Consider the following 21,448-nt stretch of genomic DNA (forward strand, 5'->3'; position numbering starts at 1 on the left):
CACACAGCACGTGGCCTGCAGCAACCTCTCCCAAGGTTATCCACAAGCTGATCCCCGTGCTTTGTGCACAAGCCCTTGAATCTGCTCATTTTTTGCTCAAACCTCCACAGGCCGCAGCCGGCTTGGCGCTGCCAGGAGGCTCCCCAGGTTATCCACAGGGGCATCCCCGGTAAAACGGGATAACTACTCTTCCGGTCGTAACGTGAGCTCTACCATCAGATCGTCTGCCAGTTCTTCCAGGTGCTTCTGTAGCTGTTCGAGCGGCAAGGTCAGCGGCAGCGCCAACAACGCTTCAGCATAAAACAGCGGCTCGCTGCTCATGGGGGCCGGTCGCACATCCGTGTTCAAGCGCTCAACGTTGATCCCCAGCTCGGCCAACAAACGCGTGATATCGCGCACGATGCCTGGCCGGTCGTTGCCAACCAGCTCCATCGCGATAGGCTTCCAGGTGCACGAAGGTTCGATGCCGCTTTCGGCGATCAGCACGCGAATACCCTGGCTGGCCAGCGCTTGCAAGGCTTCGACCAACTCATCATAGGACTCCGCCGGAACAGCCACGCGCAAAATCCCGGCAAACTGGCCGGCCATCCGCGACATCCGGCTCTCGAGCCAGTTGCCGTTATGCTCGGCAATGCATTCTGCGATGCGCTCCACCTGTCCCGCCTTGTCGGCGGCAATCACTGTCAATACGAGATGATTCACGCGGCAGCCCTCTGCGTTTAACGGTTCGATTCGCCCGAATTGCCAAGGCGCCGGGAAAGTATAGGCAAGGCGCGGCAACCTGCCGCAGCCGTCCCAAAAGACAAATCGTGTACTGTTTTAAGATTTATCTGGAACAATCTCTCTGTTTTTTGAGAACATGTTGTCTTCCAGCGTGACCCCATGCGACCAAACGGTCGCAGAACGACGTATTTAGTCTAATTTTCACAACCGCCGCGCATCATGTAGTATGCCGCAGCGCGGACTACAAAACGTTGATTCGATGTCTGCCAAGGCGCCTGTGAAAATACGCAACCGCCCGCCAGCACGCCTGGCAGGCTGCACCCAGCCGCCCTCCGGGCAAGTTCTGGTGCCGTGTTTAGAGAAGCGCTACAGGCTTTAAATAGAAGAGCTGAATAGCTGAGCAGAGTGAGGCAAGCAATGACTGAACACGTTCAAGTCGGTGGCCTTCAGGTCGCCAAAGTCCTGTTCGACTTCGTGAACAACGAAGCCATTCCTGGAACCGGTATCAACGCCGAACAGTTCTGGGTGGGTGCGGAAAAGATCATCAACGACCTCGCTCCAAAGAACAAAGCCCTCCTGGCCAAACGTGACGACCTGCAGGCGAAGATCGACGCCTGGCACCAGGCACGCAAAGGCCAGGCACACGATGCTGCGGCCTACAAAGCCTTCCTTCAGGAAATCGGCTACCTGCTGCCAGAAGCGGCAGATTTCCAGATTTCCACCGAAAACGTCGATGACGAAATCGCTCGCATGGCCGGCCCACAACTGGTGGTTCCGGTCATGAATGCGCGCTTTGCCCTGAACGCATCCAACGCCCGCTGGGGCTCGCTGTACGACGCCCTGTATGGCACCGACGCCATCAGCGAAGCGGGTGGCGCGGAAAAAGGCAAAGGCTACAACAAGGTTCGTGGCGACAAGGTCATTGCCTTCGCCCGCGCCTTCCTCGATGAGTCCGCGCCACTGGCAGCCGGCTCCCATGTCGACGCCACCGCCTACCGTATCGAAAACGGAGAACTGGTAGTCGCCCTCAAAGGTGGCAGCAACAGTGGCCTGCGCGATGATGCACAACTGATTGGCTTCCAGGGTGATGCGGCGAAACCGACCGCCATCCTGCTCAAGCACAACGGCCTGCACTTCGAGATCCAGATCGACGCCAACACCCCTGTCGGCCAAACCGACGCAGCGGGTGTGAAAGACATCCTGGTCGAAGCCGCCCTGACCACCATCATGGACTGCGAAGACTCCGTCGCTGCGGTCGATGCCGACGACAAAGTGGTGGTCTACCGCAACTGGCTCGGCCTGATGAAAGGCGACCTGTCTGAAAGCGTCAGCAAAGGTGGCCAGAGCTTCACCCGCACCATGAACCCGGACCGCGAGTACAGCACGCCTCAGGGTGGCACGTTGAGCCTTCACGGTCGTTCGCTGCTGTTTGTGCGTAACGTTGGTCACCTGATGACCATCGACGCCATTCTCGACAAAGACGGCAACGAAGTACCAGAGGGCATCCTCGACGGCCTGATCACCAACCTGGCAGCGGTGCACAACCTCAACGGCAACACCTCCCGCAAGAACAGCCGTACCGGCTCTGTGTATATCGTGAAGCCGAAAATGCATGGCCCTGAAGAAGCCGCATTTACCAATGAACTGTTCGGTCGCATCGAAGACGTTCTGGGCTTGAAACGTAATACGCTGAAAGTCGGCATCATGGACGAGGAGCGTCGTACCACGGTCAACCTGAAGGCCTGCATCCAGGCTGCCAGCGAGCGTGTAGTGTTCATCAACACCGGTTTCCTTGATCGCACCGGCGATGAAATCCACACCTCCATGGAGGCTGGCGCCATGGTGCGCAAAGGCGACATGAAAACCGAGAAGTGGATCGGCGCTTACGAGAACTCCAACGTCGATATCGGTCTGGCCGCTGGCCTGTCAGGTCGTGCACAGATCGGTAAAGGCATGTGGGCCATGCCGGACCTGATGGCCGGCATGCTCGAACAGAAGATCGCTCACCCGCTGGCTGGCGCCAACACTGCCTGGGTGCCGTCGCCAACGGCTGCTGCGCTGCACGCGCTGCATTATCACAAGGTCGACGTCTTCGCCCGCCAGGCGGAACTGGCCAAGCGTGCACCGGCTTCGGTCGACGACATCCTGACCATCCCGCTGGCCGCCAATACCAACTGGTCCGACGAAGAGATCCGTAACGAGCTGGACAACAACGCCCAGGGCATCCTCGGTTATGTTGTGCGCTGGATCGACCAAGGCGTTGGCTGCTCGAAAGTGCCGGACATCAACGATGTAGGCCTGATGGAAGACCGCGCCACCCTGCGGATTTCCAGTCAACTGCTGGCCAACTGGTTGCGTCACGGTATCGTCAGCGAAGCCCAGGTCATGGAGAGCCTCAAACGCATGGCCCCCGTGGTTGACCGGCAGAACGCCAACGACCCGCTGTACCGCCCACTGGCACCAGACTTCGACAACAACATCGCCTTCCAGGCGGCAGTCGAACTGGTGGTAGAAGGTACCAAGCAGCCGAACGGCTACACCGAGCCGGTCCTGCACCGTCGTCGGCGCGAGTTCAAGGCGCGTAACGGCCTGTAACGCCATCGCCAGCACTGTCTCCCACCGGGGGGCGGTGCTGGCGGCGACGCACGCCGCCTCACGCTCAATTCACGCCCAACTCCCGCCGCACCAGCGCCAGCAACGCCTCCATATCGATCGGCCCGAGCAGAAAGTCCACTACGCCCAGGCGCATTGCCGAGATCGCATCCTGCACATCAGCCTCGTCCGAGGTAATCACGATGGGCAAAGCCGCCCGTTCCGTTCCCCGAATCAACCGAATCAACGCCAGGCCATCAACCGGGGCCATATGCAGGCCCGTGATCAACAGGCCGATTGTCCGATCCTTCTTCAGCCGCTGAAGTACCGCTTGGCCGTCATCCAGCACCAGGCACTGCACGCCATGGCTGGAGAGCTGCGCAGCCATCAGGTCAGCGGCATTGCGCGGGTCATCGACAATCAATACTGTCAGGGCTGCCGGTGCCTGCATGACCGCACTTAGCGCCTCGCGCTCGGCGTCACTCAAGATACTTTCATGATCGGTCATCACGGCTCCATGCACGTAGAAAATTGCCCACTGGAACAAGTTCAGACTGCATTCGGACGCCTTGCAACCTGCCTATGCCGCGTTTTTTAGACTTACGTCCAATGGGCACTGCCGGGCCTGCGACCGACCATGGAGGCAGACAAGAACAATCTTCGGCGCTGCGCCGCCGAGCCCAGAGATGTGGTCGAACACATGAGTAAAATGGACGCCTTCGCCCAAGCCGGCAAGACGGCAGTCATGCAGAACATTCAGGGAACCATGCAGTTCCTGCAGCGTTTCCCTCCGTTCAACCAGATGGAGAACGCCCATCTGGCCTATCTGGTTGAACAGTGCCAGTTGCGTTTCTATGCTGCCGACGAAAGTATCATCAAGCCCGCCGATGGGCCTGTGGAGCATTTCTACATCGTCAAACAGGGGCGTGTGGTCGGCGAACGCCCGCACACCGCCAAACGCGGCACTGAAACCACCTTTGAAATCACCAGTGGCGAGTGCTTCCCACTGGCGGCGCTGCTGGGTGAGCGTGCGACCCGTACCGAGCATCTGGCCGCCGAGGACACCTTCTGCCTGCGGTTACCGAAAGCTGCGTTCATTCGTCTGTTCACGCTGTCTGACGTGTTCCGGGACTTCGCCCTGCGTGGGGTCAGCAGCCTGCTGGATCAGGTCAACCAGCAAGTCCAGCGCAAGGCCGTCGAAACACTGGGCACTCAGTACTCGCTGAACACCCGCCTGGGTGAGCTGGCAATGCGTCACCCGGTGGTCTGCGGCCCCGAGACAGCGCTGCGCGAAGCAGTACGGCTGATGCATGAACAACAGGTTGGCAGCATCGTCATCGTCGACCCCCAGCGTGCACCGATTGGCATCTTCACCCTGCGCGACCTTCGCCAGGTGGTGGCCGACGCCAGCGCCGACTTCGCCACGCCGATCGAACAGCACATGACCCACGCGCCGTTCTTCCTCAGCCCCGAGGCCAGTGCCTTCGATGCGGCCATTGCAATGACCGAGCGGCACATCGCCCATGTTTGCCTGGTGGAAGACAAACGCCTGTGTGGCGTGGTGTCCGAACGTGACCTGTTCTCCCTGCAACGGGTGGACCTGGTGCACCTGGCCCGCACCATCCGCAATGCGCCACGCATCGAGAACCTGGTATCGATGCGCGGCGAGATCGGTCAACTGGTCGAGCGCATGCTGGCCCACGGCGCATCCTCGACCCAGATTACCCAGATCATCACCTTGCTCAACGACCATACGGTCTGCCGCGTCATCGAGTTGGCGCTTCAGGACAAAGGCGATCCGGGTGTGCCGTTCAGTTGGCTGTGTTTTGGTAGCGAAGGGCGACGCGAGCAAACCCTGCATACCGACCAGGACAACGGCATTCTCTTCGAGGCACGCGATGCGGCCCAGGCCGAAGAGATCCGCAGCAAGCTGTTGCCGCTGGCACTGCACATCAACCAAGGCCTGGCCCAATGTGGATTCACCCTGTGCAAAGGCAACATCATGGCCAGCAATCCACAGCTGTGCCTCTCACGCGCCGAGTGGGCCCGCCGCTTCGCCGCCTTCATTCGTGAAGCCACGCCGGAGAACCTGCTGGCTTCAAGCATCTACTTTGACCTTCGGGTGGTCTGGGGCGACGAAAGCGCCTGCGAGCAACTGCGTCAGGGCATTCTTGAGCAGGTAGCCGACAACCGTCTGTTCCAACGCATGATGGCCGAAAACGCCTTGCGTCAGCGCCCACCCGTTGGCCGTTTCCGGGACTTCGTCCTGACGCGCCAGGGCGACGACAAGGCCGCAACACTCGACCTTAAGGTTCAGGGCCTGACACCGTTCGTCGACGGCGCACGCCTGCTCGCGCTGGCCAATGGCATCGGCGCCAACAACACCCTGGAGCGCCTGCGCCAACTGGTTGCCAAGGACGTCATCGACCCGCTGGACGGTGCGGCCTATGAAGAGGCCTACCACTTCATCCAGCAAACCCGGATGCAGCAACACCAGTTGCAAACCCGGCATCACCTGCCCTACTCCAACCGCGTCGACCCGGACAGCCTGAACCATCTGGACCGACGCATCCTGCGTGAATCCCTGCGCCAGGCCCAGCGCCTGCAAGCCAGCCTGACCCTGCGGTACCAGTTATGAGTCTGTTTGCCTGGCTGCGTCCCCGCCAGCCCCACCTTAACGAACAACAAGCGCAGCGCCTGGCACAATTGCCTGGCGCTGCCGCCCTCGACGAGCGCCCGCTAGACGAACAACGCTGGGTTGTTCTCGACCTGGAGACCAGTGGGTTGAACGTCAACCGTGATCAGGTACTGTCAATTGGTGCGGTAGTCATTGAGGACGGCGCCATCGACTTCAGCCAACAGTTTGAGCGCACCCTGCACCGACACGACCACAAACTCAGCCCCAGCGTGCTTATCCATGGCCTTGGCCCCAGCGCCATTGCTGCCGGTTGCGACCCCGCGCAAGCCTTGCTTGACCTGATGGAGTTTGTTGGCGAAAGCCCGATACTGGCCTTTCATGCACCCTTTGATCAGCGCATGCTCAGCCGCGCCCTTAAAGACAGCCTGGGTTACCGCCTGCAACACCCTTTCATCGATGTGGCCGAACTGGCCCCCCAGCTCAACCCCAACGCCACCTTGCGTGAAGCCGGGCTTGATGACTGGACCTACTACTTCGGCCTTGAGGCCAGCGAACGCCACCATGCCAGTGCCGACGCCATGGTCACTGCCGAACTGGCCCTGATCCTGTTCAACCAGGCAAAACGGCAACACATCGACAGCCCCCTGGCGCTTGAACAGCGGCTAAACGGCTGGCGCCGGCGTCAGCAGCAGCGTCAGCTCTTCTAAGCGATCACACTGACGCTCAGACAAGCGTCGGCAGTTCCCGATCCAGCCGCTGGTACAGGGCGCTGTCCGTGGGCCAGTTGCGCAGCAACCGCGCCCGGTCACGGGCAAATGCCGGGGCGAAGCTGAGCTGGGTCGCATGGTGGCTCATCGCATCCAGGTCGATCAGCGCCCAACGACCATCCTGCCAGAACAGGTTATGCCCTTTCAGGTCACCATGGCTGATGCGCTCATGGATCAAGCGCTCCAACAACTGCTGCAGAGCCTGCAACTGCTCCTGAGGCACGTCGCCGCTCTCGACATACGGCGCAAAGCACTCGACCAGGTCAGGCCCGTCCATGTACTCGGTCACCAGGTAAGCACGACCACGCAAGCCGCAGGTCCGCCGTTCCAGTACCGCCAGCGGCTTCGGCGTGGCGATTTCCAGAAACGCCAGGCGATGCCCTTCAATCCATGAATGCCAGGCACGACTCGGACGCCAGAAGCGCTTGAACCAGTGAGCGGCATTCTTGATGTTGTAGCGCTTGATCACCAGATGGCGGCCATCGACCTCGACCCGAGCGACACTGGCGGCCCCTCCGGTCTTGTACATATGCCCTTGTTCGATCAACGTATCGGCCTGCTCCAGCACAGCGCTCATCGCGGCCAACTCATCGCGGCGCACGGCCCGCAACCCGGAAAGCCCGCGCTCGACGCTAAACAGCGTGCATTCACGGCCGGCCTTGTCCAGGTAGTCCTTCAGCCGCCAGGCACGCACCTTGTCGGTCTGTTTCTGCAGCGCTTCCAGTACCAGCGCATGTTCACCATTGGCCAACAGGTAATGAACCAACAGTTCTTCGATGTACGGTTCAAGACGCTTGGGCAACTGCGCAAACAACACCCCAAGGTTCTGCAGCACCCGATCACGCGACAGCGGTTGGCCTGGGGTTTCGGTCTTTATACCGGCCCCGTCGATCAGGTACAGCTGACCGTTGTGACGCAACAGGTTGTCCAGGTGCAGGTCTTCCTGCCAAAGGCCCTTGGCGTGCATCTGCGCCACCGCAGCCAATGCCTCGCCCAGCACCTGCTGCTGCTCGTCTGCCAGCAACGGCAGGTTCTCCACTTCGGCCCAGGCGTCGGCCAGGCTGAGGGCACCCTCAAGAAACTCGAACAGCAGCCAGCCGCCCTCGCCCTCGCGCAGGCCATCTGCCAAAAGCCGCGGCGTGGTCAGCCCTTGCCCGGCAAGCAAGCGCACGCCCTCCAGCTCACGCTGAAAGTGCCGCGCAGCGCTGTTGCCCACCAGCAGCTTGGCCAGTACGGGCTTGCCACGCCAGACCCCGGCACCGACATAGCGTTGCCCAGGCAGCACCCGCAACAGCGTGAGCAGTTGCAGATCGGCAGCACCGGCTGCATCGGCCAGGGAAATGCTCAGTGGCAGCGTCGGGCGACGTCCGGCGCTCTTGAGTTCAGACAATTGCATCAGCGAGCCTCTTTAATACAGCGGCGGCGCGTCAGGCGCTCCAACCAATTATCGACCAAAGCGCTATCTGCTGGCTGTTTCAGATAAGCCGCCAGCAGCACACGCACATCGCCTTCGCTCCAGGCCTGGGCACGCCGCAGCAATGGTTCCAGGTCTTTCAGCCGATCGCGCATGCCAAACAACAACGGTCGCGTTTTCTCCAGGTCAATCAGCCGCGCCTGCCAGCCATCACGGCGCTCACGCAGAAAAATATGCTTGGGATAGAAGCAGCAATGCACCTGACCGGCACGGTGCAGCTTACGCGCGGCTCGTCCACACACCTGAAGAATGCCCTGACGCTTCGACGCCGACAGCTGCGGCCACTTTTCCAGCAGGCTTTCCAGGTCGCTCCAGTCGTCCAGTGCACGAGTCATCAGAATAGCTCGACGCTCACCGCAAATACGCCGCTCACCGTAGTAGACCGCCTGCAACGCGGGGATACTCAGGGCCTGGTAACGGCTGATATTGCGAAACTCGCGGGCAAACGTCGGCTCACCGAATGGCCGGTGCAAGGTGCGAGTCAGGTAGTTGCTCTGACGCTTCAGGTAGTAGCCCTTCCCCTCAAGCTCCAAGCGGTAAACGCTGCTCCAGCCACCACGCCCGGTATTGGGCTCATCGACCGCATCGAGCTGCAGTGCCCAAAGTTGGTCGAAATCGCTCAGGCCATGACGGGCGAGCAATGCCAACTCGCCACTGGCCAGAAAATCGCTCATTCACGTCCCTCAAAAAACCTTACAACATGCCGAATGCGCCGCTTGTCCGCCGCATCGAGCCGCTTGCACCCACGGTACTGCAGGTAGAAGCGCAATCTTTGGGTAGCCGACAACTGATACTTGGCCACTTTATCCAGGCATGCCAAATCCTTTGTAATCCGGTAGCGCAGCATAAAGCCCCACCAGAAGTCGCCCGTCGGGCAGTCGATCAGGAACAACGTGCCCTGATCATCGACCAGCAGGTTGCGCCACTTAAGGTCGTTGTGGGTAAAACGCTGGTCATGCATGCAGCGGGTATGCCGCGCCAGCTGTTGACTCAGATGGTCAACCCAGGCGCGGTCACGCAAGCGCGGGTCACGGCGTTCCGCCAGCGCCGACAAGTCTTCGGTATGCGGCAACTCGCGGGTAATCATCGCCCCGCGGCTAAAACTCAGGCCGTTGCGCTCCAAGCCCCAGGCGATCACTTCGGCGGTAGGGATGTTCCACTTTGCAAACTGCCTGAGGTTCTGCCATTCCGCTTTGATCCGTGGGCGCCCGAGGTAACGGCGCAGGCCTTTGCCAGCACCGACATAGCGTTTGACGTAATAGTTGATTCCGTCGCGCTGAATCCGGATCACCTCGCTCAACAGATCGTGCGTCAAGCGCTCACCCTGAAGCGCGAAGACCGCATCGATACTGCCAAAATCGGCTGCGAGTGCCGCATAGGCAGGGTCAAGTGTCCAACCCGTCATCAGAGCGCATCCCCATACCGTTGCTTGCGCGCATAGAGCTTCTGGGCCTTGCCCTCCAGCCAGCGCAACAAGGCTGCTTCATCAGCCAGAACCTGACGCAATGGCTGCTGAAAATAGCCGCGCAGGAAGCGCAGCTTGTCGCGCGGAGTCAGGCCGATGTCCAGAGCCGAGAAATACAGCGCTGCCAGGTCTTTGTCGCGCCAGCGCCGGGAGATCTGCGCGCGGGTTTGAGCGCGGTGCAGGTCGATCACCGAAAGCTTGAAGTCATCCGCCGTCACTGGACGGTCGGTGTGCAGCAGGAAGTGGCAGATGTAGCAGTCACGGTGATTGACCCCTGCGCGGTGCATGGTACCGGTCATGCGCGCCACTTCCGCAATCAACGCCCTTTTCAGGCGCGGCTCTGGTGGCTGCTGGGTCCAGTTCAGGCTGAAATCTTCCAGGCTGACCGTGGGCGCCAGTTCCTCCGTCACGATGAACGAGTGCTGGGTCGCAGGGTTGCTGCCACGCTCACCATAGGCCACTGCGGTCATGGTGGGGACGCCGACCTGGTGCAGGCGCTCAATGGCGCGCCATTCCTGGCCAGCACCGAGCACCGGCAGCTTGGCCGTGAACAGGTTCTTGAAGATCTCACCCCAGCCAATGCCACGGTGAATCTTGACGAAATAACCCCGCCCCTCGACCTCGGTGCGCAGGGTACGGCGGCCTTCCAGCTCGCGGTACACCTGGCCTTGCAAGGCTTCAACAGCCTCGAAGGCATCGCACCCGGCCCACAGGCGCTTGAAGGGTTCAGCCAGTTTCAGCTTCATGCGCGCTCCTGCGCCAGAATCACATCGGCGGCATGCTCGGGCATGCTGTACAAGTCGGCACTGTCGGCAAACGCCAAACCATTACGCGCCCAGGCGGCGCGAGCGGTGTTGTCTTCAAGCATGCGTTGCAGGTACTGGTTAAGCTGCTCCTGCTCGAAGGGTTCATCGAGCACCAGGCCGCTGTCAGCCTCGGCAATGTAATGGGCATAACCACAGACCGCCGAGACCAGCACCGGCAAACCCGCCACCAAGGCCTCCAGCAACACCGTCCCGGTGTTCTCGTTGTAGGCCGGGTGAATCAACAGGTCGGCACCGAGCAGGAAGCGCGGAATATCGCTGCGCCCCTTGAGGAACTGCACGTGATCACCCAGGCCCAGCGCCGTACTCTGCAGTTGGAACACCTTGGGGTCGTCCTGACCGATCACCATCAGCCGGGTACGTTTGCGCAAGTCCGAAGGCAGTGCCGCCAGGGCTTTCAGGCTGCGATCGACGCCTTTGGTCTTGAAACCCGAACCGATCTGCACCAGCAACAGCTCATCGTCCGACAGCTTGAACTCGCGGCGAAACGCCGCACGAATCTCTGCGGCGTTGGCCGGCGCCCGGCGATCCTGGGAGATGCCCGGCGGCAGCAAGTGGAAACGTTGCAGCGGCGTGCCGTAGTGTTTGATGAACAGTGGTTGTTGCACTTCGGAGATCATCAAGATTTCAGTCTTGGACTCTGGCGCAAATACCGCCCGCTCGTACTCGGCAAAATGCCGGTAGCGGCCCCAACGCCGGTACAGCGAGTTACGCAGGGTCTGCGCCTTGTCCTCGAAGCAGCCGTCAGCCGCATAGTAAACGTCCAGGCCGGGCATCTTGTTGAAACCGATCAAGCGATCGACCGGGCGTTTGGCCAGGTCGGCCGCCATCCAGGCACTGAGCTTTTCATTGCGTCGGTGGTTGAACAGCGCCTTGACCGGCGCCACCAACACTTCAAAGCCCGGAGGTACATCGCCCTCCCAGATCAACGTGTAGACACGGATCTGGTGCCCGCGACGCTGGCACTCCAACGCAATGCGCATGAAGTCGCGTTGCAGGCCACCGAACGGGAAATACTTGTAGAGCACAAAAGCCAGTTGCATCAACGAACATCCTCAGCCAGCAGCAGCGCGCTCAGTCGGCCCGCGACGTGCTCGGGATTCAAGCGAGTGAAACACAACGGCCACTCGCGTTTGAGATCGAACCGACGCTGATCGTCAGCGCTCGGTTTGTAGGTGCATTTCTTCTGCAGGCAGGGCGCACAGGGGAAATTGCTCCCCAGGTGTATCTGCGCCTTGCCATAGGCACCGGTGAGCCCGGGGTTGGTCGGCCCGAACAAGGACAGGGTTGGCACATCCAGCGCTGCCGCCAGGTGCCCGAGGCCGGTATCTACCGCCACACAGGCCCTGGCCGACGCCAGCACCCGGGCGACACCGGCCAGATTCAGTTTCGGCAAGACCTTGGCATTGCTCAGCCCTTGGGCAATGCGCTCGGCGCGCGCACGCTCGGCCGGGTTCCCCCACGGCAGACGCACCTCGACACGCAGGCGGCCCATGCGCTCGGCCAGCTCCCGCCAGTAGGCCTCAGGCCAGTGCTTGGTGTCCCAGGTGGTGCCATGCAGAAACACCACGAACGGTGCCGCGATGCCTTCCTGCAAGCGGGCACGATCAAGGCCGTAGTCACCCAAACCGGAAGGCAGGTCGTAGCCCAGCGACAAGGCGAACAGCTGACGCACCCGCTCGACCGCGTGCTGGCCATTGGCAACCGACAGTCGACGGTCATAGAACCGGCTCGACAGGCCTTCGCGGGCCGAATAGCGGTCAAGGCCAGCTACCGGTGCCTTGACGTAGCGGGTCAACCAGGCGCTCTTGACCAAGCCTTGAGCATCGATCACCAGGTCGTACTGGCGTTCACGCAGACGCTGCTTGAACTGGCGCCATTCGCCGCTCTTGAAGGTCTGCCAGAGGTTCTTGCGCCAGCGGCGAATAGCCACCGGAATGACCTTGTCCACCGCAGGATGCCAACTGGGGATCTCGGCGAAACCCTCTTCGACCACCCAGTCGAAGCGGATGCCGGGAATCGCCCGGGACGCATCGGTCAGCGCCGGCAACGCGTGAATCACGTCACCCAGAGAAGACGTCTTGATCAGCAATACCCGCACTTAGTCGACCTCGGCCATGACATCAATCAACGTCGGGCCGTTCAACCGCTGCAGCGCGGCAGCCACGGCATCCGGCTCCAGCTGGCGCAGGCAATTGTAGTGGCCAAAGCGGCAGGTCCGCTCGAAACACGGGCTGCACTCAAGGCCCAGGCGAACGATTTCCACCTGATCGGCCAACGGCGGGGTGAAGCCCGGCGAGGTCGAGCCATAAACCGCCACCAGCGGACGGTTAAGGGCCGCAGCCACATGCATCAGGCCAGAGTCGTTGGACACCACCGCGTCACTGCAGGACAGCAGGTCGATCGCCTCGGCCAGGGAGGTTTCGCCACTGAGGTTGGTCGACTCCTCGCGCAGCCCAGGGATCAGCCGCTCACGGATCGACTCGCCCACTGCATGGTCGTTCTTCGAGCCAAACAGCCACACCTGCCAGCCTTCACGGATCTTGATTTCAGCGACCTTGGCGTAATGCTCGGACGGCCAACGCTTGGCCTCACCAAACTCGGCGCCAGGGCACAAGGCCAATACCGGGCGATCCAGGCTCAGGCCGAACTTGGCCAGCGCGGCCTCTCGGCTTTCGGCCTCGATGCGCAGGTTCGGACGCGGATAGGGTTGGGGCAGCTCGGCACCGGCCGGATACGCCAGGGCCATGAAGCGCTCGATCATCAAGGGATAGCGTGCCTTGTCGAGCGTACGCACATCATTGAGCAGACCGTAGCGGAACTCGCCACGCCAGCCGGTACGCCGAGCGATGCCGGCAAAGAACGGCACCAGCGCCGACTTCATCGAATTGGGCAACAGAATCGCCTGATCGTACTCGCCAGCCAGGGATTTACCGATACGCCGACGGGTCGCCAACTCCAGCACGCCGTGGCCGAGCGGGAAGCTCAAGGCCTTGCGCACTTCAGGCATACGCTCAAGGATCGGCCGGCTCCATTCAGGTGCCAGCACATCGATCACACACTCGGGGTGATGCTGCTTCAGGCAATGGAACAGGGTCTGTGCCATTACCATGTCGCCCACCCAGCTGGGCCCAATGATCAAAATTCTCATGCTTTATCCAGAAACGATCAGGGAGGCTGCAGCCTGTTCATCAACAGCCTGGCCTCCCCTCTTTATAATCAGGCTTGATCCGACCAGTGTACGCCATGTGGTCGCAGCAGGCCTTCCATCGCCTGAATCAACGGCTCGAACCCCTCACTTCAGACCCAACTCAGCCCAGATACGCCGCACCTCGCGCCGCTCGCTGACGAACTGCCCGGCATCGATGACCCCGGCCTGTTTCTGCAAGGCCTGGCGATGTGCAGCCGAACGGAATGCCTTGTAGACCTCACGCAGCAGCACCGCATCGCTGACCGGCATCAGCCCGGCTTCCTCAAGCCCTTCAAGGATGCGGATGTTATCGGTGTAACGCAGCAAGGCCGGATGCTTGTCAGACCAGGCCAAAGCGGCGTATTGCACCATAAATTCGATATCGACGATACCACCGGCGTCCTGCTTGATATCGAAGGGCATACCGGCGTCATAGGCATTGGCCGCCGTACCGGCAGCCGTCGCCTTGGTCCCGAGGTTGTCGCGCATCTTGGCGCGCATCTCACTCACTTCGGTCTGCAGTTTACCCAAGTCGCGGCTCTGACCGAGGATACGGGCACGTACGCCCTCGAACGCTGCGCCGACCTGCGGGCACCCGACCAGCACACGGGCACGCACCAGCGCCTGATGCTCCCAGGTCCAGGCCTCGTTCTGCTGATAACGCTCGAACGCGCCCAGCGAACTGACCAACAGCCCCGAGGCGCCGGACGGGCGCAAGCGCATGTCGACATCGTATAACTGGCCGGAGTTGGTCTGAGTGGTCAGCAAGTGGATGATCCGTTGCCCCAGACGCGTGAAAAACTGCGCGCTGTCGATCGGTTTGGCACCGTCGGTTTCGGCTTGCGGGTCGCCGTCATGGATAAACACCAGGTCCAGGTCCGAGCCGTGGCCCAACTCGATACCGCCCACCTTGCCGTAGCCCACAATAATGAAGCCCGGATCGCAGAGGCTACCGTCGCTGCGTTTAGGCTGGCCATGACGGGCCACCGTCTGGCGCCAGGCCAAGGCCAGCACCTGATCGAGGATCGCTTCAGCCAACCAGGTCAGGTAGTCACTGACCTTCATCAACGGCAGGTTGCCGGCAATTTCCGACGCAGCAACACGCAGGCTGTGCGCCAGCTTGAAGTGCCGCAGCGCCTCCATCTGCTGCTCCAGGTCATCCTCGGGAATACGCGTCAGCCGCTCACGCAGCTCGGCAGCCAGCTCCGGCGCATGAGGCGGGCTGAACAGGCGACCTTCATTGAGCAGCTCATCAAGCAACAGCGGGAAGCGCGCAATCTGCTCGGCAATCCAGGGGCTGGCGGCACAGAGGGTCAGCAAGCGCCGCAAGGCGCCTGGGTTTTCAGTCAGTAGAACCAGATAGGCGGAACGCCGCGCCACCGCCTCGACGAGCGGCAATACCCGCTCCAGTACCAGATCGGGATCAGCATGCTCCACCGCTTGCGCCAGCAGGCGTGGAATAAAGGCATCCAGGCGCTCACGACCCAGGCGCTGCATGGCACGCAACTGTGGGCTCGCGCGCAGGCCGGCCAGTTGTTTCAGGGCCTTGGGCCCGTCGACAAACCCGGCGTCCTGCAACTGACGACAGGCGGCCTCCTCATCCTGTACCTCTTCCCACAACGGCAGCCATTCGCCTCCGACCACCTCTTCACCGGCTTCGCTGTCCTCGTCGGGGTCGGCAATGACCTGGCGGAAATGCCAGTCGATGCGCCCACGCCAGTACATCAACTGTTCATGGAACGCCGCCCAGTCGGCAAAGCCAAGCATAAAGGCGATCCGGGCACGGTCCAGCTCACTGTCAGGCAGCATTTGTGTCTGGCGGTCGGCAATCGCCTGGATGGCATGCTCGGTATAACGCAGGAACTCATAGCCCTCGCGCAGTTCGGCAACCACCGCAGGCGGCAGGTAGCCCTGCCCTTCAAGGGTTGCCAGCACCTTGAGCAGCGGCCGCTGCTGCAGGCTCAGGTCACGCCCGCCGTGAATCAACTGGAACGCCTGGGCGATAAATTCGACCTCGCGGATACCGCCAGCCCCCAGCTTTATATTGTCGGCCATGCCCTTGCGCCGGACTTCCTGCTGGATCAACTGCTTCATGGTGCGCAGCGCTTCGATCGCCGAGAAGTCCAGGTAACGCCGGTAAACGAATGGCCGCAGCATTTCCTGCAACTGCGCGCCAGTGGTCTGATCGCCAGCCACTACCCGCGCCTTGATCATCGCGTAGCGTTCCCAGTCTCGACCCTGGTCCTGGTAGTACTGCTCAAGGGCATTGAAGCTGAGCACCAACGCGCCAGCCGAGCCATAAGGGCGCAAACGCATGTCGACTCGGAATACGAAACCGTCGACGGTGACCGGGTCCAGCGCCTTGATCAGGCGTTGACCAAGGCGGGTAAAGAACTCCTGATTATCCAGCGAACGTTTGACCCCTTCGGTTTCCCCGCCTTCCGGGTAGGCGAAGATCAGGTCGATATCCGAAGACAGGTTCAGCTCGACCGCGCCGAGCTTGCCCATGCCAAGCACCACCATGTGCTGCGGCTCGCCGCTACGGTGGCCGATGGGTGTGCCGAACTGCTGGCACTGACGCGGGTACAGCCATTGATAGGCCTGATCGATGGCCGCATCGGCCAGGTCGGAAAGGTCACGGCACGTCTGCACCAGATCGGCCTGGCGATTCAGATCACGCCATATGATCCGTACCTGCTGGCGCGTGCGCTGTCGGCGCAGGTTGCGCGCCAACTCGTCTTCCGTCGTGGCCGCCTGGGCCGCTGCAGCCACCTGGGCGCACAACTCACCGGCAGCGAACGGGCGGTCCAGTTCGCCACTGGCCAGCAGGTCCAGGAGCATCTGCGGGTCTCGCAGCACCTGTTGCAGGACAAAGTCACTGGCCGCGCAAACCCGGTCAAACTGCTGCCAGCGTTCTGGGCTCCAGTCGTCCAGTTGCAGGCCAGCGTCTGCGACCGCACTGCGCAGCGACTGTTTATTGCGCTCGACCAGCGGCGCGAAGGAAGCGGGCAACTCGGCCAGCGAAGGCAAGCTCATGGTCTATCCTTGAACGGCGTGAAAAAGTGGTGGGCTGCAAGGCACGTAAAACAAGGCCTCGGACAGACTGTCGTACAAAAGTTATAAATAGCTGAAAAAACCGATTTCTTGGTAGAAAACATCGCAGCAAACCCTTTGATGACGGAGCTTTTACCACCCGTATCGATTTTTCCCACAACCCGAGCAGAGGCCACGAGCCATTTTTCTGTAGTTTTACTACTATCATTTCGCCTCAAAAGCATGAAATGCCGATTGATTTGTAGTAAAACTACACAGCGCCGGGACCCTATCCGGTAATCCAAGAATTCATGTCGCCTGCCCACAAGGCCAGGCGCCAAAAAACTCAGGCCACCGATTCTGGTAGCCTTTCCGCCCTGGAGCAAGCCATGCAAGACCTCGATCCCGTCGAAACCCAGGAATGGCTGGACGCCTTGGAGTCGGTTCTCGACAAAGAAGGCGAAGACCGCGCTCACTACCTGATGACCCGTATGGGCGAGCTGGCAACCCGTAGTGGTTCGCAGCTGCCATATGCCATCACCACGCCATACCGCAATACCATTCCCGTCACCCACGAAGCACGTATGCCTGGCGACCTGTTCATGGAACGCCGCATTCGCTCGCTGGTGCGCTGGAACGCGCTGGCCATGGTAATGCGTACCAACCTGAAAGACTCGGATCTGGGCGGCCACATCTCCAGCTTCGCCTCCAGTGCCACCCTGTATGACATTGGCTTCAACTACTTCTTCCAGGCCCCGACCGATGAACACGGCGGCGACCTGATCTTCTTCCAGGGCCACGCCTCGCCGGGCGTCTACGCCCGCGCGTTCATGGAAGGCCGCATCAGCGAAGATCAGATGAACAACTTCCGCCAGGAAGTCGATGGCAATGGCCTGTCGTCGTACCCGCACCCATGGCTGATGCCTGACTTCTGGCAGTTCCCGACCGTTTCGATGGGCCTGGGCCCAATCCAGGCGATCTACCAGGCACGCTTCATGAAGTACCTGGAAAGCCGTGGCTACATCCCTGAAGGCAAGCAGAAGGTCTGGTGCTTCATGGGTGACGGCGAGTGCGACGAGCCGGAATCCCTGGGTGCAATCGCCCTGGCCGGCCGCGAGAAGCTGGACAACCTGATCTTCGTCATCAACTGCAACCTGCAGCGCCTCGACGGCCCGGTTCGCGGCAACGGCAAGATCATCCAGGAACTCGAAGGCGTGTTCCGTGGCGGTGGCTGGAACGTCAACAAAGTCGTCTGGGGCCGTTTCTGGGACCCACTGCTGGCCAAGGACACCCACGGTATCCTGCAGCGCCGCATGGACGAAGTCATCGACGGCGAGTACCAGAACTACAAGGCCAAGGACGGCGCGTTCGTCCGTGAGCACTTCTTCAACACCCCAGAACTCAAGGCCATGGTCGAAGACCTGTCCGACGACGAGATCTGGAAGCTCAACCGTGGTGGCCACGACCCGTACAAGGTCTATGCAGCCTACCATCAGGCGGTCAACCACAAAGACCAGCCGACTGTCATCCTGGCCAAGACCATCAAGGGTTACGGTACCGGTGCAGGCGAAGCCAAGAACACCGCGCACAACACCAAGAAGGTCGACATCGACAGCCTGCGGCTGTTCCGCGACCGCTTCGACATCCCGGTCAAGGATGACGAGCTGGAAAACCTGCCGTTCTTCAAACCGGAAGAAGGCAGCGCCGAAGCCCGTTACCTGAGCGAGCGCCGTGCCGCCCTGGGTGGCTTCGTGCCTCAGCGTCGCGCCAAGAGCTTCAGCATCCCGACTCCGCCACTGGAAACCCTCAAGGCAATCCTGGACGGCTCGGGCGACCGTGAAATCTCCACCACCATGGCCTTCGTGCGGATCCTCGCGCAACTGGTCAAGGACAAGGAAGTCGGCCAGCGCATCGTGCCGATCATCCCGGACGAAGCCCGTACCTTCGGTATGGAAGGCATGTTCCGTCAGTTGGGCATCTACTCCTCGGTCGGCCAGCTCTACGAGCCAGTCGATAAAGACCAGGTGATGTTCTACCGCGAAGACAAGAAGGGCCAGATCCTCGAGGAAGGCATCAACGAAGCGGGCGCCATGTCCTCCTTCATCGCTGCCGGTACCTCGTACAGCTGCCACAACCAGCCGATGCTGCCGTTCTACATCTTCTACTCGATGTTCGGCTTCCAACGTATCGGCGACCTGGCCTGGGCCGCTGGCGACAGCCGCACCCGTGGCTTCCTGATCGGCGGTACCGCCGGTCGCACCACGCTCAACGGCGAAGGCCTGCAGCACGAAGACGGTCACAGCCACATGCTGGCTGGCACCATCCCGAACTGCCGCACCTACGACCCGACCTATGGCTATGAACTGGCGGTAATCATCCGCGAGGGCATGCGCCAGATGATGGAAGAGCAGCAGGACATCTTCTACTACATCACCGTGATGAACGAAGCCTACACCCAGCCAGCCATGCCGGCCGGTGTCGAGGAAGGCATCATCAAGGGCATGTACCTGCTCGAGGAAGACACCCGCGAAGCGGCGCACCACGTTCAACTAATGGGCTCCGGCACCATCCTGCGTGAAGTCCGCGAAGCGGCGAAGATCCTGCGTGAAGAGTTCAACGTCGGCGCTGATGTCTGGAGCGTTACCAGCTTCAACGAACTGCGTCGCGACGGCCTGGCCGTAGAGCGCAGCAACCGCCTGCACCCTGGCCAGAAGCCGAAGACTACCTACGTCGAAGAGTGCCTGGCAGGCCGTAAGGGCCCGGTCATTGCCTCCACCGACTACATGAAACTGTTCGCCGAGCAGATTCGTCAGTGGGTACCGAGCAAAGAATTCAAAGTCCTGGGTACCGATGGCTTCGGTCGCAGCGACAGCCGCAAGAAACTGCGTCACTTCTTCGAAGTCGACCGCAACTTCGTAGTGCTGGCTGCCCTGGAAGCCTTGGCCGACCGTGGCGATATCGAACCGAAAGTGGTGGCTGAAGCCATCGCCCGTTTCGGCATCGACCCGGAAAAACGCAACCCACTGGACTGCTGAGGAGTATTTCTAAGTGAGCGAACTCATTCGCGTACCTGACATCGGCAGCGGTGAAGGTGAAATCATTGAGCTGTTCGTCAAAGTTGGCGACCGCATTGAAGCCGACCAGAGCCTGCTGACCCTGGAGTCCGACAAGGCCTCCATGGAGATCCCGGCTCCGAAAGCCGGCGTGATCAAGGCACTGAAGGTCAAGCTGGGTGATCGCCTGAAAGAAGGCGACGAGCTGATGGAACTGGAAGTCGAGGGCGCCGCTGCGGCGCCTGAGGCTCCGGCCGCAGCACCTGCAGCCGCCCCGGCACCTGCTGCAGCGCCAGTCGCCGCAGCCGCGCCAGCAGCTGCCCCTGCGGCTGCCACTGTTCAGGACATCCATGTTCCGGACATCGGCTCCTCGGGCAAGGCCAAGATCATCGAAGTACTGGTCAAGGTCGGCGACAGCGTCGTAGCTGACCAGTCGCTGATCACCCTGGAATCGGACAAGGCAAGCATGGAGATTCCATCGCCTGCTGCTGGCGTGGTCGAAGCGATCATCGCCAAGCTGGACGACGAAGTCGGCACTGGCGACCTGATCCTGAAGCTGAAGGTTGCAGGCGCAGCTCCGGCTGCCGCCCCGGCGCCGGCCGCAGCACCCGCCAAGGCCGAAGCGGCTCCAGCTGCAGCACCTGCTGCAGCGCCAGCAGCGGCGGCCAAGGTCGAGGTGGCACCTGTCGCCGCTCCGGCTGCCAACAACGGTGCCAAGGTTCACGCCGGCCCTGCCGTGCGTCAACTGGCCCGCGAATTCGGCGTCGAGCTGAACGCTGTTTCGGCCAGCGGCCCGCACGGTCGTGTCCTCAAGGAAGACGTGCAGGCGTACGTCAAGGCCATGATGCAGAAGGCCAAGGAAGCGCCTGCCGCCGGTGCAACCGGTGGTGCAGGCATCCCGCCGATCCCGGAAGTCGACTTCAGCCGTTTCGGCGAAGTCGAGGAAGTGGCGATGACGCGCCTGATGCAGGTTGGTGCCACCAACCTGCACCGCAGCTGGCTGAACGTGCCTCACGTTACCCAGTTCGACTCGGCCGACATCACCGAACTGGAAGCCTTCCGCGTTGCGCAGAAAGCCGTCGCCGAGAAAGCGGGCGTCAAGCTGACCGTGCTGCCACTGCTGCTCAAAGCCTGTGCACACCTGCTCAAGGAACTGCCAGACTTCAACAGCTCGCTGGCACCAAGCGGCAAGGCCATCCTGCGCAAGAAATACGTGAACATCGGCTTCGCCGTGGACACCCCGGATGGTCTGCTGGTTCCGGTCATCAAGAACGTCGACCAGAAGAGCCTGCTGCAACTGGCTGGTGAGGCTGCGGCCCTGGCTGAAAAAGCCCGGACCAAGAAGCTCTCGGCTGATGACATGCAGGGCGCCTGCTTCACCATCTCCAGCCTCGGACACATTGGCGGCACCGGCTTCACGCCGATCGTCAACGCGCCGGAAGTGGCGATCCTTGGTGTCTCCAAGGCCACCATCCAGCCAGTCTGGGATGGCAAAACCTTCCAGCCGAAGCTGATGCTGCCGCTGTCGCTGTCCTACGATCACCGCGTGATCAACGGCGCCGCAGCAGCACGCTTCACCAAGCGTCTGAGCGACCTGCTGGCCGACATCCGCACCATGCTGCTGTAATCGCTACTCCCTGTCTCCCTCTGCCGGGGGAGACAGACCCTTTTTCGAGCTGCCACGCTCGT

Annotated in this window: 15 protein-coding genes; 5 read left to right on the forward strand and 10 right to left on the reverse strand. The window is 61.3% G+C overall.

Annotated features, from left to right (window positions below; genetic code table 11):
• Positions 1 to 183: 183 nt before the first annotated feature.
• Positions 184 to 702, reverse strand: coding sequence for a glycine cleavage system transcriptional repressor (locus EKA13_RS18330; RefSeq protein WP_065760752.1), 519 nt, complete (start codon positions 700 to 702; stop codon positions 184 to 186).
• 438 nt (positions 703 to 1,140) lie between these two features.
• On the opposite strand from EKA13_RS18330, the gene EKA13_RS18335 reads away from it, so the two are divergent.
• The gene (locus EKA13_RS18335; RefSeq protein WP_065760753.1) at positions 1,141 to 3,318 is read left to right on the forward strand and encodes a malate synthase G; all 2,178 of its coding nucleotides are present in this window, start codon (positions 1,141 to 1,143) and stop codon (positions 3,316 to 3,318) included.
• 64 nt (positions 3,319 to 3,382) lie between these two features.
• On the opposite strand, the gene EKA13_RS18340 is transcribed toward EKA13_RS18335, so the two are convergent.
• Complete coding sequence (locus tag EKA13_RS18340; protein ID WP_065760754.1) at positions 3,383 to 3,823, reverse strand: response regulator; 441 nt, start codon at positions 3,821 to 3,823, stop codon at positions 3,383 to 3,385.
• Between the two features lie 192 nt (positions 3,824 to 4,015).
• Between EKA13_RS18340 and EKA13_RS18345 the strand changes: the two genes are divergently transcribed.
• A complete protein-coding gene (locus EKA13_RS18345) occupies positions 4,016 to 5,953 on the forward strand; it encodes a DUF294 nucleotidyltransferase-like domain-containing protein (RefSeq protein WP_065760770.1) in 1,938 nt (645 codons plus the stop codon).
• Positions 5,950 to 6,660, forward strand: coding sequence for a 3'-5' exonuclease (locus EKA13_RS18350; protein WP_065760755.1), 711 nt, complete (start codon positions 5,950 to 5,952; stop codon positions 6,658 to 6,660). Before EKA13_RS18345 ends, EKA13_RS18350 begins: the two co-directional genes overlap by 4 nt.
• A 16-nt stretch (positions 6,661 to 6,676) precedes the next feature.
• Here the strand turns inward: EKA13_RS18350 and EKA13_RS18355 are convergent, their stop codons facing one another.
• From EKA13_RS18355 to glnE, 8 genes are all read right to left on the reverse strand, one after another.
• Positions 6,677 to 8,116 (reverse strand): lipopolysaccharide kinase InaA family protein, encoded by a 1,440-nt coding sequence (locus EKA13_RS18355; protein ID WP_065760756.1) that lies wholly within the window; start codon positions 8,114 to 8,116, stop codon positions 6,677 to 6,679.
• Positions 8,116 to 8,868, reverse strand: coding sequence for a lipopolysaccharide kinase InaA family protein (locus tag EKA13_RS18360; RefSeq protein WP_065760757.1), 753 nt, complete (start codon positions 8,866 to 8,868; stop codon positions 8,116 to 8,118). The genes EKA13_RS18355 and EKA13_RS18360 overlap by 1 nt, the downstream gene beginning before the upstream one ends.
• Complete coding sequence (locus EKA13_RS18365) at positions 8,865 to 9,599, reverse strand: lipopolysaccharide kinase InaA family protein (RefSeq protein ID WP_065760758.1); 735 nt, start codon at positions 9,597 to 9,599, stop codon at positions 8,865 to 8,867. Before EKA13_RS18365 ends, EKA13_RS18360 begins: the two co-directional genes overlap by 4 nt.
• Positions 9,599 to 10,405: a lipopolysaccharide core heptose(I) kinase RfaP gene (rfaP, locus tag EKA13_RS18370; protein ID WP_065760759.1), complete on the reverse strand. Its 807-nt coding sequence runs from the start codon at positions 10,403 to 10,405 to the stop codon at positions 9,599 to 9,601. The genes EKA13_RS18365 and rfaP overlap by 1 nt, the downstream gene beginning before the upstream one ends.
• Complete coding sequence (locus tag EKA13_RS18375) at positions 10,402 to 11,526, reverse strand: glycosyltransferase family 4 protein (RefSeq protein ID WP_065760760.1); 1,125 nt, start codon at positions 11,524 to 11,526, stop codon at positions 10,402 to 10,404. Before EKA13_RS18375 ends, rfaP begins: the two co-directional genes overlap by 4 nt.
• Positions 11,526 to 12,584, reverse strand: a complete 1,059-nt coding sequence (gene waaC / locus EKA13_RS18380) for a lipopolysaccharide heptosyltransferase I (RefSeq protein WP_065760761.1) — start codon at positions 12,582 to 12,584, stop codon at positions 11,526 to 11,528. The genes EKA13_RS18375 and waaC overlap by 1 nt, the downstream gene beginning before the upstream one ends.
• On the reverse strand, positions 12,585 to 13,634 hold the full coding sequence (waaF, locus tag EKA13_RS18385; protein WP_065760762.1) for a lipopolysaccharide heptosyltransferase II: 1,050 nt from the start codon (positions 13,632 to 13,634) through the stop codon (positions 12,585 to 12,587). It abuts the gene before it with no gap.
• A gap of 144 nt (positions 13,635 to 13,778) precedes the next feature.
• Positions 13,779 to 16,709 (reverse strand): bifunctional [glutamate--ammonia ligase]-adenylyl-L-tyrosine phosphorylase/[glutamate--ammonia-ligase] adenylyltransferase, encoded by a 2,931-nt coding sequence (glnE, locus tag EKA13_RS18390; protein WP_065760763.1) that lies wholly within the window; start codon positions 16,707 to 16,709, stop codon positions 13,779 to 13,781.
• A gap of 386 nt (positions 16,710 to 17,095) precedes the next feature.
• Between glnE and aceE the strand changes: the two genes are divergently transcribed.
• Positions 17,096 to 19,741 carry a pyruvate dehydrogenase (acetyl-transferring), homodimeric type gene (aceE, locus tag EKA13_RS18395; RefSeq protein WP_065760764.1) on the forward strand — a complete coding sequence of 882 codons (2,646 nt, stop codon included), beginning with the start codon at positions 17,096 to 17,098 and terminating at the stop codon, positions 19,739 to 19,741.
• A 13-nt stretch (positions 19,742 to 19,754) separates the two neighbouring features.
• A complete protein-coding gene (aceF, locus tag EKA13_RS18400; protein WP_065760765.1) occupies positions 19,755 to 21,386 on the forward strand; it encodes a dihydrolipoyllysine-residue acetyltransferase in 1,632 nt (543 codons plus the stop codon).
• The last annotated feature ends 62 nt before the right edge of the window (positions 21,387 to 21,448 follow it).

This window comes from Pseudomonas defluvii, from assembly GCF_001695625.1.
GTDB lineage: Bacteria > Pseudomonadota > Gammaproteobacteria > Pseudomonadales > Pseudomonadaceae > Aquipseudomonas > Aquipseudomonas defluvii.